The following is a 12828-nucleotide window of genomic DNA, read 5'->3' as shown; positions in this document are numbered from 1 at the left end:
CGCCACCACCCCTCCCTCCGCGGTGCTGCCCCGGCTCAGTCCTTGAGCCGGGGCAGCACCTTTTCGCACAGCAACCGCAGACTGCGCCGGCCCTCGTCCACCGGCATGCCCCCGCACAGCGGGTGCAGCACGAGGTTCCCCGCCTCGCCCGCGGCGCGGGCGTACGCCACCGCCTGCTCCGGGGTCAGGACCCGGTAGACGCCCTCCGCGCGCAGCTCCTCCACCGAGCGCGCGGCCGACCGTACGGCGCTGCGGATCCCCTCGGACTGCCACGAGGCGTACGTGGCCGCTTCGTGCAGGAAGCGCGCCCCGTGCTCCGCCCACACCCGGTCCGGGTCCTCCGCGACGTGCAGCAGCGGGGTCTCGGCCGCGGGCATCATGCAGAAGCCCTCCGTGCCGTGCTCCGCGAGCTGCTCCCGGTAGTACGCCTCCAGCTCCGGCAGGTGCGCGCTGGGGAAGAAGGGCAGGCCCAGCCGCGCCGCCCGGCGGGCCGCCGCCCTGGAGCTGCCGCCGACCAGCAGCAGCGGGTGCGGCCGGGTGAAGGGGCGCGGGGTGACCCGTACCGTCCGGCCGCGGAAGGCGAACGGCTCGCCGGTCCACGCCTTCAGCAGGGTCTCCAGCAGCTCGTCCTGGAGCCGGCCGCGCCGGCCCCACTCCACGCCCTGCCGCGCGTACTCCTCCGGCCGGTAGCCGATCCCCGCCACGGTGACCAGCCGGCCCCCGCTCAGCAGGTCGAGCACCGCGATCTCCTCGGCGGCCCGCAGGGGGTCGTAGAGCGGCCCGATGATCGCCGAGACGGTGACCGCGATCCGGCGGGTGGCGCCGAAGACCGCGCCGGCGAAGGCGAAGGGGGAGGGCAGCCAGTTGTCGGGGACGCCGTGGTGCTCCTCCGTCTGGACGGTGTCGATCCCGTGGTCGTCCGCGTACTGCGCCATCTCCAGCGCCGCCTTGTAGCGGGCGCCGAGGCTCTCGGGGGTGCCGTCAGGGTCGACGAGGTTGAACCGGACCACGGTGATGGGCATGGAAGGGTCCCCCTTCGCCGGATGCGCCCCTGCGCCGGATGCGGCGGGGCGGGCGAGGGGGGACCTTAGCTGACGCAGCGTCAGTTGGACAGGGTTCCGGCCGGCTCGGGCTCCCCACCGGACACCGGCGCCGCCGGCGCCGGGGTACGCGGCAGTACCGCGTACAGCGCGGCGGACACGAGGATGCCGGTCACCCAGCCGAGGCCGTTCCGCCCGATCCAGGTCGAGGCGAGCGGCCCGCTGAACCAGTCCACCTTGGTGAAGAGCAGCCCCGCCACCAGGGCCGCGCCCCAGGCAGTCATCGCCTGCCAGGCGAAACCGCCCCGGTACCAGTAGGCGCTGCCGGGCGTCGTGTCCAGCAGCGCGGCGCCGTCGTAGGAGGTGCGGCGCAGCATGTCCACGCCGAAGACGCCGATCCAGGCGGAGAACGCCACGGCCAGCAGGGTCAGGAAGGAGATGAACGAACCGAAGAAGCTGGTCGCCACCACCATCAGCAGGAAGCCGAAGACCAGGCTGATGGCGGCGTTGACGCTGACTGCCCACGTGCGCGGCACCTTGATGCCCAGAGTCTGCGCGGTGAAGCCGGCCGAGTACATCGACATCGAGTTGATCAACAGCATCCCGATCAGGGCGATCAGCAGGTAGGGCACCGCGATCCAGGTCGGCAGCAGTTCGCCGATGAAGGAGACCGGGTCCTGCGCGCTCGCCAGGTCCGGCGTGCCGACGGCCATCACCGCGCCCATCAGCACCATCGGCAGGACCACCACGCCCGCACCGCCGATCGTCGCGCCGACCATGCCCCGGGCGGAGGCGGTGCGGGGCAGGTAGCGGGTGAAGTCCGGGCCGGACGGCACCCAGCTGATGCCGCCCGCCGCGATGGTGCCGATGCCCGCGACCATCATCGCCGTGGAGCCCGCGGGCTTGCCGAAGACGGCGGACCAGTCGGTGGTGAAGAGCAGGTAGCCGAGGACGAGCACGCTGAAGCCGCCGAAGAGGTACGTCGACCACTTCGAGCAGACGCGCAGCGCGTTGATGCCGAGCCCCGAGACCACGAAGGTGCAGCCCACGAAGAAGAGCAGGGTGACGACGATGAGCGCGGTGTTGCTCTTCACGCCGAACAGCAGGTCGAGCACCGTCAGTACGGCGTAGGCGCCGCTGACCGCGTTGATGGTCTCCCAGCCCCAGCGCGCCACCCAGATCAGGGCGCCGGGGAAGAGGTTGCCGCGCTGGCCGAAGACGGCTCGCGAGAGCGCCATGCCCGGCGCGCCGCCGCGCTTCCCTGCGATGGAGATCAGGCCGACGATCCCGTACGAGACCACGGGCGCGGCGAGCGCGACGACGAGCACCTGCCAGATGTTGAGCCCGTTGAAGATCACCAGCCCGGCGCCCATGGTGAGCAGCAGCACGCTGATGTTCGCGGCGACCCAGGTCGGGACCAGCTCGCGCACGCGGCCGGTGCGCTCGGCGTCGGGCACGGGCTCCAGCCCGCGGGTCTCTGCTGCGGTCTTGCCGGTGGCCTGGGCTGCGGTCTCGGCGGGGGCCGGTATCGCGCCGGCTGCGGGCTCGGCGGGCATGCGGTTGCTCCGTGGGGCGTGCGGGGACGGGGGAGTGCCGCCCATCATCGTAGATTTGCGCCGAAAACCATAAATAGGGGCTTAGGGCCCGGTACGGCCGCCGAGGTCCGGGCTCCGGGGCCGCCGTGGCCGATACTGGGAGCGTTATGGAAATCCTCATCCTTGCCGTAGTCATCGCCCTGGTCGCGGTCGGCGCGATCAGCGGCCTCGTGGTCAGCAGCCGCAAGAAGAAGCAGCTGCCCCCCACGGCGCCGCCGGCCACGCCGACCATCACTGCCCCGCCCGCCGAACCGCAGGTGGGGGAGGACTCCGCACCGACGGTCGAAGAGCCGCGCCGGACCATCGAGGAGGTCGTGCTCCCCGAGACGGAGACCGCGGCCCCCGAGAGCCCCGTCGCGGAAGCGCCCGTAGCGGAGGCCGCCCCGGCCGCGCCCGAGATCGAGGTGCCCGAGCCCACCGCCGGCCGTCTGGTCCGGCTGCGCGCGCGGCTCGCCCGTTCGCAGAACTCGCTCGGCAAGGGGCTCCTCACGCTCCTGTCGCGCGAGCACCTCGACGAGGACACCTGGGAGGAGATCGAGGAGACCCTCCTGATCGCCGACGTCGGTGTCGCGCCGACGCAGGAGCTGGTGGACCGGCTCCGCGAACGGGTCAAGGTGCTCGGCACCCGCACCCCCGCCGAGCTGCGCACCCTGCTGAAGGAGGAGCTGCTGACCCTGGTCGGCACCGACTTCGACCGTGCCGTGAAGACCGAGAGCGGCACCGACACCCCCGGCGTCGTCATGGTCGTCGGCGTCAACGGCACCGGCAAGACCACCACAACCGGCAAGCTCGCCCGGGTGCTCGTCGCCGACGGCCGCAGCGTGGTGCTCGGCGCCGCCGACACCTTCCGCGCCGCCGCCGCCGACCAGCTCCAGACCTGGGGCGAGCGCGTGGGCGCCCGTACCGTCCGCGGCCCCGAGGGCGGCGACCCCGCCTCCATCGCCTACGACGCGGTCAAGGAGGGCATCGCCGAGGGCGCCGACGTGGTGCTCATCGACACCGCCGGCCGGCTGCATACCAAGACCGGACTCATGGACGAGCTCGGCAAGGTCAAGCGCGTCGTGGAGAAGCACGGCCCGCTGGACGAGGTGCTGCTGGTCCTCGACGCCACCACCGGCCAGAACGGCCTGACCCAGGCCCGCGTCTTCGCCGAGGTCGTGGACATCACCGGCATCGTGCTGACCAAGCTCGACGGCACGGCCAAGGGCGGCATCGTCGTCGCCGTCCAGCGCGAGCTGGGCGTCCCGGTCAAGCTCATCGGCCTCGGCGAGGGCCCCGACGACCTGGCCCCCTTCGAGCCGGAGGCGTTCGTGGACGCCCTCATCGGCGACTGAGGCGGCCACCGCCGCCGGAGGATCCGTCCCGAGGATCTACGCAGACCAGTGCCCCCGCGTCCGTCCAGGACCCGGGGGCACTGCCGTGGGCGGGGCCGTCAGCGGCGGAAGCGGTGGCAGGTGTAGGCGAGGGTGCCGAGCAGCAGCCGGGCCTGCGGGGGGCCGCCCGCGCTGTCCAGCGCGGGCCCGCGCAGCCAGGCCGCCGGGCCCAGGCCCGCGCGGTCGGAGGGCGGGGCGGTCAGGAAGGCGCCGCGGCCCAGGGCGCGCAGGTCCAGATCGGCGTCGTCCCAGCCCATCCGGTACAGCAGCTCCGGCAGCTCGGCGGCGGCGCCCGGGGCGACGAAGAACTGGGCCCGGCCGTCCGGGGTCGCCGTCACGGGCCCGAGCGGCAGGCCCATCCGTTCCAGCCGGACCAGGGCGCGCCGCCCGGCCTCGGCGGAGACCTCGATGACGTCGAAGGCACGGCCGACCGGGAGCATGATCGCCGCGCCCGGATACTCGCCCCAGATCTCGGAGACCTCGTCCAGGGTGGCGCCTCCCGGGACGGTCGGAGCGAAGTCCAGCGGGTGCGCCCCCGGCGCGGCGCAGTTCGTATGACCGCAGGAGCAGTCGCGGCCCGGACCCGCGGCGCGGGCCCCGGGGACGGCGTCCCAGCCCCAGAGCCCGGTGTACTCCGCCACCGTCGTGCACTCCGCGGTCCGCCCGCGGCGCCGGACGCCGGAACGGAACTCCTTGGTGCTGCGGCTGCCGCCAATCGTGAAGCCCATGCCCATGCCCCCTCCAACGGGTCGGACGCGCCGGTGGTTACGACGTCGGCGAGACCTGTCGGAGGCCGGGTGGGGCGCGTCTTCCGCCGAGGACGCCCGGCGCACTCCTCGCCGCGCACGCCCCGAGCGCACTCCAGTCCAACCATTGCCGTTTCGCCTTGGTGTCAAGTGAATCGCGCCCGGCCGCCGACGAGTTCATTCAAAGGGGTGGCGAATGGTGGCGTTTCCCGAATCGACCTCGCTGACGGGGTGATCGTAGGATTACTTTCGGTGCACGAAGCCGGTCGGCAGGCCCATCCGTGGGTATGCCGGAGGCAATCGGTGGAGGACCTGTGAAGGTCCCAGGTCACGCCGGCCACACCGGTCAGGGTTTCGTGTGAAGAGGCGATGCGGATGGGGGCGTTCCAGTGGGCGGCAACGGCGCAAGCGGAGCGAGCGGCGAATCCGCTGTCCGGAACGAACAGCTGACCTCGTGGTTCGTCCGCAGCGGCTGGTCCAAGGGCGAACTCGCCCGCCAGGTCAACCGCCGCGCCCGGCAGATGGGCGCCCACCACATCAGCACCGACACCTCCCGGGTGCGCCGCTGGCTCGACGGTGAACAGCCCCGCGAGCCCGTGCCGCGCATCCTCTCGGAGCTCTTCTCCGAGCGCTTCGGCTCCGTCGTCGCCATCGAACAGCTCGGCCTGCGCACCGCCCACCAGACCCCCTCCGTGTCCGGCGTCGACCTGCCCTGGGCGGGCCCGCAGACCGTGGAACTGCTCAGCGAGTTCTCCCGCAGCGACCTGATGCTCGCCCGCCGGGGCTTCCTCGGGACCTCGCTCGCCCTCTCCGCCGGCCCCGCCCTCATCGAGCCCATGCAGCGCTGGCTCGTCCCGGCCCCGGCCGCCGACCTCGGACCGCGCCCCGAGAGCGGGCCGTCGGGCGCTCTCGGCGGACACCGGCCGCCCCGGCTGTCCGAGCCGGAGCTCGACCTCCTCGAAGCCACCACGGTGATGTTCCGCCAGTGGGACGCCCAGTGCGGCGGCGGACTGCGCCGCAAGGCCGTCGTCGGCCAGCTCCACGAGGTCACCGACCTGCTCCAGGAGAGCCACCCGGCCCCCGTCGCCAAGCGGCTCTTCAAGGTCGCCGCCGAACTGGCCGAGCTCGCCGGCTGGATGAGCTACGACATCGGCCTGCACCCCACCGCGCAGAAGTACTTCGTCCTCGCCCTGCACGCCGCGAAGGAGGCCGGCGACAAGCCCCTGGGCTCGTACATCCTGTCCGGCATGAGCCGGCAGATGATCCACCTGGGCCGCCCCGAGGACGCGCTGGAGCTCATCCACCTCGCCCAGTACGGCAGCCGCGACTGCGCCGGACCGCGCACCCAGGCCATGCTGTACGCGATGGAGGCCCGGGCCTACGCCAACATGGGCCAGCCCAGCCGCTGCAAGCGGGCCGTGCGCATGGCCGAGGACACCTTCTCCGACGTCGGCTTCGACGCCGAGCCCGAACCGGACTGGATCCGCTTCTTCTCCGAGGCGGAGCTCAACGGCGAGAACTCCCACTCCTACCGGGACCTGGCCTACGTCGCCGGGCGCAGCCCCACCTACGCCTCCCTCGCCGAACCGGTGATGGAACGGGCCGTGGAGCTCTTCGCCAAGGACGAGGAGCACCAGCGCTCGTACGCCCTGAACCTCATCGGCATGGCCACCGTCCACCTGCTCCAGCGCGAGCCGGAACAGGCCACCGTCCTCGTGGACCAGGCCCTCGACGTGGCGAGAAAGGTACGGTCCGAACGGGTGAACACCCGGCTCCGTAAGACCGTCGACACCGCCGCCCGTGAATACGGGGACGTCGCCGAGGTGGTCCGGCTGACCGACCTCCTCGCCTCCCGGCTGCCCGAGGCCGCCGAGGCCGTCTGAGCCCGCTCCCGGTGCGGGCGAGCCCCTGACCCGGCCCCGACCCGCTCCTGACCCGTACATGACCCCGACCGGACCCGCACTTCACCGGTTCATGGAGGCGTAACACGCCAGACCTCTTCGTCATCGGCGCGAAACACCCAGCGGCGCCGCCGGAAACCCTCCTGCGCGAATCTCAGGGCCAATAACCGGCCAGCCCTTACGCCGCCGCTCAGGTTTCCCACGATCGCCCGCACGCGAACGTACCGACGACGAGGAGACGCCGATGGCATCAGCCATCACGACCCTCGCAGCAGACGCCCCGACCCTGTCTGCCGCGAACACCGGGTTCATGCTCATCTGCTCCGCCCTGGTCATGCTGATGACCCCGGGACTCGCCTTCTTCTACGGAGGCATGGTCCGCGTCAAGAGCAGCCTCAACATGCTGATGATGAGCTTCATCAGCCTGGGGATCGTCACGATCCTCTGGGTCCTCTACGGCTTCAGCCTCGCCTTCGGCACCGACACGGGCTCGCTGATCGGCTGGAACTCCGACTACGTCGGCCTCAGCGGCATCGGCCTCACCGAGCTGTGGGACGGCTACACCATCCCGGTCTACGTCTTCGCCGTCTTCCAGCTGATGTTCGCCGTCATCACCCCCGCCCTGATCAGCGGCGCCCTCGCCGACCGCGTCAAGTTCAGCGCCTGGGTGCTCTTCACCGCCCTGTGGGTCACCGTCGTCTACTTCCCCGTCGCCCACTGGGTGTGGGGCTCCGGCGGCTGGCTCTTCGAGCTCGGCGTCATCGACTTCGCGGGCGGCACCGCCGTCCACATCAACGCCGGCGCCGCCGCCCTCGGCGTCATCCTGGTCATCGGCAAGCGCGTCGGCTTCAAGAAGGACCCGATGCGCCCGCACAGCCTGCCCCTCGTGATGCTCGGCGCCGGCCTGCTGTGGTTCGGCTGGTTCGGCTTCAACGCCGGATCCTGGCTCGGCAACGACGACGGCGTCGGCGCCGTCATGTTCGTCAACACCCAGGTCGCCACCGCCGCCGCCATGCTCGCCTGGCTCGCCTACGAGAAGCTGCGCCACGGCTCCTTCACCACCCTCGGAGCCGCCTCCGGCGCCGTCGCCGGCCTCGTCGCCATCACCCCGGCCGGCGGCTCCGTCAGCCCGCTCGGCGCGATCGCCGTCGGCGCCATCGCCGGTGTGCTGTGCGCCATGGCCGTCGGCCTGAAGTACAAGTTCGGCTACGACGACTCCCTCGACGTCATCGGCGTCCACCTGGTCGGCGGCATCGCCGGCTCCCTGCTCGTCGGCTTCTTCGCCACCGGCGGCGTCCAGTCCGAGGCCAAGGGCCTCTTCTACGGCGGCGGACTGGAGCAGCTCGGCAAGCAGGCCATCGGGGTCTTCGCCGTCCTCGCCTACTCCCTCGTCGTATCCGCGATCCTGGCCTTCCTCCTCGACAGGACCATGGGCATGCGGGTCGCGGAGGACGTCGAGGTCTCCGGCATCGACCAGGTCGAGCACGCCGAGACCGCCTACGACTTCAGCGGCGCCGGCGGCGGGATCTCCGCACGGAACACCGCCGCACCCGCCCCCGCAGCCGCCGCGCACAAGAAGGTCGACGCATGAAGCTGATCACCGCCATCGTCAAGCCCTACAAGCTGGACGAGATCAAGGAAGCCCTCCACGCCTTCGGAGTCCAGGGCCTCACCGTCTCCGAGGCCAGCGGCTACGGACGCCAGCGCGGCCACACCGAGGTCTACCGCGGCGCCGAGTACACCGTGGACCTCGTACCGAAGATCCGCATCGAGGTGCTCGTCGAGGACGAGGAGGCCGAAGAGCTCATCTCCGTCATCGTCAGCGCCGCCCGGACCGAGAAGATCGGCGACGGCAAGGTGTGGAGCGTCCCCGTGGACTCGGTCGTCCGGGTCCGCACCGGCGAGCGCGGCGCCGACGCGCTCTAGACGACGGGAGCCCCGGGTGACGAGCGTCGAAGAGACCACGCAGGACGACCCGGCCGGCTCCGGTCCCGGCGGCTACGCCGCGGCCCGGCTGCGACTCCTCCAGGAGGAGTCGCGGTCCGGGCCCTCCCGGCGTTCCGCCCTCTCCGGGCTGACCGACCAATGGCTGAACGCACAGTTCGCGCGGGCCGCACGGGAGACCGGCGTACGGGGCGCCGCCCTCGTCGCCGTCGGCGGCTACGGACGCGCCGACCTCTCCCCGCGCAGCGACCTCGACCTGCTGCTGCTCCACGACGGCAAGGCGCGCCCCGCCGAACTGAGCGCGCTCGCCGACCGGCTCTGGTACCCCGTGTGGGACCTCGGCCTGGCCCTCGACCACTCCGTACGCACCCCCGGCGAGGCCCGCAAGACTGCCGCCGAGGACCTCAAGGCCCACCTCGGACTGCTCGACGCGCGGCTCGTCTCCGGAGACGCCGGACTCCTGGCCGGGCTGCGCACCTCGGTGCTCGCCGACTGGCGCAACCAGGCCGCCAAGCGGCTCCCGCAGCTGCACGCCCTGTGCCGGGAGCGGGCCGAGCGGGCCGGGGAGCTGCGCTTCCTGCTGGAACCCGACCTCAAGGAGGCGCGCGGCGGCCTGCGCGACGCCACCGTCCTGCGGGCCGTCGCCGCGTCCTGGCTGGCCGACGCCCCGCGCGAGGGACTGGCCGAGGCCCGGCGGCGGCTGCTGGACGCGCGCGACGCGCTGCACCTGGTGACTGGCCGGGCCACCGACCGGCTCGCCCTCCAGGAACAGCCCCAGGTCGCCGCCCGGCTGGGACTGCTCGACGCCGACGCGCTGCTGCGCGAGGTGTACGAGGCCGCCCGGGTGATCGCGTACGCCGCAGACGTCACCTGGCGGGAGGTCGGGCGGGTACTGCGCGCCCGGGCCGCCCGGCCGAGACTGCGCGGACTGCTCGGGAACCGGGCCACGGCGGCACCCGAGCGGGCGCCGCTGGCCGACGGGGTGGTGGAGTCCGACGGGGAGGCCGTACTGGCGCTGGCCGCGCGGCCCGAGCGGGACCCCGTACTGCCCCTGCGGTTCGGGGCGGCCGCCGCGCAGGCGGGCCTGCCCGTCTCGCTGCACGCCGTACGGCGGCTCGCGGCGCAGGCCAGACCGCTGCCCGTGCCGTGGCCGGCGGAGGCGCGGGAGCAGCTGCTGACCCTGCTGGGGGCGGGCGAGCCGATGGTGGGGGTGTGGGAGGCGCTGGAGGCCGAGGGGCTGATCAGCCGACTGCTCCCCGACTGGGAGCGGGTGCGCTGCCGCCCCCAGCACAACCCCGTGCACACCTGGACGGTGGACAGGCACCTGATCGAGACGGCGGTGCGGGCCTCGGCGCTGGCCCGCCGCGTGGGCCGCCCCGACCTGCTGCTGATGGCGGCCCTGCTGCACGACATCGGCAAAGGCTGGCCCGGCGACCACTCCCTGGTGGGTGAGACCATCGCCCGCGACATGGCCGGGCGGGTCGGCTTCGACGCGGAGGACGTCGCCGTGCTGGGCACGCTCGTACGCCACCACCTGCTGCTCGTGGACACCGCGACCCGCCGCGACCTGGACGACCCGGCGACCGTACGGGCCGTCGCGGACGCCGTCGGCTCCCTCTCCACCCTGGAGGTCCTGCACGCCCTGACGGAGGCCGACGCCCTGGCCACCGGCCCGGCCGCCTGGAGCACCTGGCGGGGCTCGCTGGTCGCCGACCTCGTGGGGCGGGTCGCCGCCGTGCTGCGAGGCACCCCGCCCGCCGGCACCGAGCCGGAGATACCGACCACCGAACAGGAGCGCCTGGCGGTCGAGGCGCTGCGCACGGGCGAGCCGGTGCTCGCGCTGCACGCCCGCCAGGAGGAGGACGACGCCGTCGGGGTCGAGCTGGTCGTCGCCGTCCCGGACCAGCCCGGGGTGCTGCCGGCCGTGTCCGGAGTGCTGGCGCTGCACCGGCTGACCGTGCGGGCCGCCGACCTGCGCTTCCTGGAGCCGTCGGGTTTGACGGGCGAAGTGATCGTGCTGCGCTGGCGGGTGGCGGCCGAGTACGGGGCGCTGCCGCAGGCCGCCCAGCTGCGGACCGACCTGGTCCGGGCGCTGGACGGCACGCTGGACGTCCCGGCGAAGCTGGCCGCCCGCGAGGCGGCGTACCCCCGGCGGCGGGGCGTGGTCCCGCCGCCGCCCCGGGTCACGGTGGTGCCGGAGGTCTCCTCCCTTGCCACCGTCGTGGAGGTGCGGGCGCCCGACGCGGTGGGGCTGCTGCACCGGATCGGCCGGGCCCTGGAGTCGGCGGGGGTACGGGTGCGCAGCGCGCACGTCTCGACGCTGGGCGCGAACGCGGTGGACACGGTGTACGTCGTCGACGGCGACGGCAAACCCCTCCTCCCGCCCGAGGCCGCCGCCCTGGCCGCACGGGTGGAGGCGGCCTTGGCGTGACGCCCGTGACCACCGCACCCGTGGGGGTGATCCGCCCGGGCGGCACGCGGTGAAGGGGGGCACGGCGTGCTCCCCGGTCTCCGGGGCCACCGGCCTCGCCCGCCGAATCCGGCGGGCGAGGCCGATTCGTTTGCGGGGCCGGATACCCTGGAGGGCGATCCACCGCCCCCGACCCCCAAGGACCAACGAGCGCCGTGTTCGATACTCTCTCCGACCGCCTGGCGAATACTTTCAAGGGCCTCCGTGGCAAGGGGCGCCTCAGCGAGCAGGACATCGACGCGGCGGCGCGGGAAATCCGTATCGCTCTCCTTGAGGCCGACGTCGCCCTCCCCGTCGTCCGCTCGTTCATCGCGAACGTCAAGGAGCGGGCACGCGGCGAGGAGGTCAGCAAGGCGCTGAATCCCGGCCAGCAGGTGCTCAAGATCGTGAACGACGAACTCGTCACGATCCTCGGCGGTGAGACTCGCCGGCTGCGCTTCGCCAAGACCGCGCCCACCGTGATCATGCTGGCCGGTCTCCAGGGTGCCGGTAAGACCACCCTCGCCGGAAAGCTCGGCTTCTGGCTGAAGGGGCAGGGCCACGCCCCGCTCCTCGTCGCCTGCGACCTCCAGCGCCCCAACGCCGTCAACCAGCTCGGCATCGTCGCCGAGCGCGCCGGCGTCGGCTTCTACGGCCCCCAGCCCGGCAACGGCGTCGGCGACCCGGTCCAGGTGGCCAAGGACTCCGTCGAGTACGCCCGTGCCAAGCAGCACGACATCGTCATCGTCGACACCGCCGGCCGCCTCGGCATCGACCAGGAGCTGATGCAGCAGGCCGCGGACATCCGTGACGCGGTTTCGCCGAATGAGATCCTCTTCGTCGTCGACGCCATGATCGGCCAGGACGCGGTCAACACCGCCGAGGCCTTCCGCGACGGCGTCGGCTTCGACGGCGTGGTGCTGTCCAAGCTCGACGGCGACGCCCGCGGCGGTGCGGCGCTCTCCATCGCGCACGTCACCGGCAAGCAGATCATGTTCGCCTCGAACGGCGAGAAGCTCGACGACTTCGACGCCTTCCACCCCGACCGCATGGCGGGCCGGATCCTCGACATGGGTGACATGCTCACCCTCATCGAGCAGGCCGAGAAGACCTTCAGCCAGGCCGAGGCCGAGAAGATGGCGGCCAAGCTGGCGAAGGGGCCGAAGGAGTTCACGCTCGACGACTTCCTGGCCCAGATGGAGCAGGTCCGCAAGATGGGCTCCATCTCCAAGCTCCTCGGCATGCTGCCGGGCATGGGCCAGATCAAGGACCAGATCAACAACATCGACGAGCGGGACGTCGACCGCACCGCCGCGATCATCAAGTCGATGACCCCGGCCGAGCGCCAGGACCCGCACATCATCAACGGCTCGCGCCGCGCCCGTATCGCCAAGGGCTCCGGTGTCGAGGTCAGCGCCGTGAAGTCGCTCGTGGAGCGCTTCTTCGAGGCCCGCAAGATGATGTCCCGCATGGCCCAGGGCGGCGGGATGCCCGGCATGCCCGGCATCCCGGGCATGGGCGGCGGCCCCGGCCGGCAGAAGAAGCAGGTCAAGCAGGCCAAGGGCAAGCGCAAGAGCGGCAACCCGATGAAGCGCAAGGAAGAGGAGGCCGCCGCCGCGGCCCGCCGCGAGCAGGGCCCGCAGCCCGGCGCTCCGGCCGCGGGCGGCAGCCCGTTCGGGCTCCCCGCCGGCGGCGGGCAGCCGGGTCAGGACTTCGACCTGCCGGACGAGTTCAAGAAGTTCATGAAGTAAGGGACGCGCAAGCGGACATCGAAGGGCCC

The 12828-nt window shown here is 72.6% G+C and carries 9 protein-coding genes; 6 read left to right on the top strand and 3 right to left on the bottom strand.

The window, feature by feature from the left end:
* Window positions 1-35: 35 nt before the first annotated feature.
* Together ACFY7H_RS25530 and ACFY7H_RS25525 are read right to left on the bottom strand one after the other, a co-directional pair.
* Complete coding sequence (locus ACFY7H_RS25530; protein WP_388942066.1) at window positions 36-1022, bottom strand: LLM class flavin-dependent oxidoreductase; 987 nt, start codon at window positions 1020-1022, stop codon at window positions 36-38.
* An 80-nt stretch (window positions 1023-1102) separates the two neighbouring features.
* Window positions 1103-2596, bottom strand: a complete 1494-nt coding sequence (locus tag ACFY7H_RS25525; protein ID WP_388942062.1) for a cytosine permease — start codon at window positions 2594-2596, stop codon at window positions 1103-1105.
* Between the two features lie 146 nt (window positions 2597-2742).
* On the opposite strand from ACFY7H_RS25525, the gene ftsY reads away from it, so the two are divergent.
* Entirely contained in the window at window positions 2743-3969 is a 1227-nt protein-coding gene (gene ftsY, locus ACFY7H_RS25520; protein ID WP_388942059.1) for a signal recognition particle-docking protein FtsY, read from the top strand.
* Window positions 3970-4067: 98 nt separating this feature from the next.
* Here the strand turns inward: ftsY and ACFY7H_RS25515 are convergent, their stop codons facing one another.
* Complete coding sequence (locus ACFY7H_RS25515; protein WP_388942057.1) at window positions 4068-4736, bottom strand: bifunctional DNA primase/polymerase; 669 nt, start codon at window positions 4734-4736, stop codon at window positions 4068-4070.
* Between the two features lie 407 nt (window positions 4737-5143).
* Here ACFY7H_RS25515 and ACFY7H_RS25510 point away from each other — a divergent pair, with 407 nt between their 5' ends.
* The 5 genes from ACFY7H_RS25510 to ffh all read left to right on the top strand — a co-directional run bounded on the left by ACFY7H_RS25510 (window position 5144) and on the right by ffh (window position 12799).
* Entirely contained in the window at window positions 5144-6637 is a 1494-nt protein-coding gene (locus ACFY7H_RS25510; protein WP_388942054.1) for a hypothetical protein, read from the top strand.
* A 262-nt stretch (window positions 6638-6899) separates the two neighbouring features.
* Window positions 6900-8246, top strand: coding sequence for an ammonium transporter (locus ACFY7H_RS25505; RefSeq protein WP_388942051.1), 1347 nt, complete (start codon window positions 6900-6902; stop codon window positions 8244-8246).
* Window positions 8243-8581 carry a P-II family nitrogen regulator gene (locus ACFY7H_RS25500; protein ID WP_361610247.1) on the top strand — a complete coding sequence of 113 codons (339 nt, stop codon included), beginning with the start codon at window positions 8243-8245 and terminating at the stop codon, window positions 8579-8581. Before ACFY7H_RS25505 ends, ACFY7H_RS25500 begins: the two co-directional genes overlap by 4 nt.
* Window positions 8582-8597: 16 nt before the next feature.
* Window positions 8598-11030, top strand: a complete 2433-nt coding sequence (locus ACFY7H_RS25495) for a [protein-PII] uridylyltransferase (RefSeq protein WP_388942047.1) — start codon at window positions 8598-8600, stop codon at window positions 11028-11030.
* Between the two features lie 194 nt (window positions 11031-11224).
* On the top strand, window positions 11225-12799 hold the full coding sequence (gene ffh, locus ACFY7H_RS25490) for a signal recognition particle protein (protein ID WP_388942044.1): 1575 nt from the start codon (window positions 11225-11227) through the stop codon (window positions 12797-12799).
* The last annotated feature ends 29 nt before the right edge of the window (window positions 12800-12828 follow it).

This window comes from Streptomyces sp. NPDC012794, assembly GCF_042901085.1.
Lineage (GTDB): Bacteria > Actinomycetota > Actinomycetes > Streptomycetales > Streptomycetaceae > Streptomyces.
This window is presented reverse-complemented; position numbering and strand designations above follow the sequence as displayed.

What these genes read in the sequence shown, in the direction of transcription:
- ACFY7H_RS25530 (WP_388942066.1), bottom strand. Translation starts at nt 1,022, where the DNA reads ATGCCCATCACCGTGGTCCGGTTCAACCTCGTCGACCCTGACGGCACC.
- ACFY7H_RS25500 (WP_361610247.1), top strand. Translation starts at nt 8,243, where the DNA reads ATGAAGCTGATCACCGCCATCGTCAAGCCCTACAAGCTGGACGAGATC.
- ftsY (WP_388942059.1), top strand. Translation starts at nt 2,743, where the DNA reads ATGGAAATCCTCATCCTTGCCGTAGTCATCGCCCTGGTCGCGGTCGGC.
- ACFY7H_RS25525 (WP_388942062.1), bottom strand. Translation starts at nt 2,596, where the DNA reads ATGCCCGCCGAGCCCGCAGCCGGCGCGATACCGGCCCCCGCCGAGACC.
- ACFY7H_RS25505 (WP_388942051.1), top strand. Translation starts at nt 6,900, where the DNA reads ATGGCATCAGCCATCACGACCCTCGCAGCAGACGCCCCGACCCTGTCT.
- ACFY7H_RS25515 (WP_388942057.1), bottom strand. Translation starts at nt 4,736, where the DNA reads ATGGGCTTCACGATTGGCGGCAGCCGCAGCACCAAGGAGTTCCGTTCC.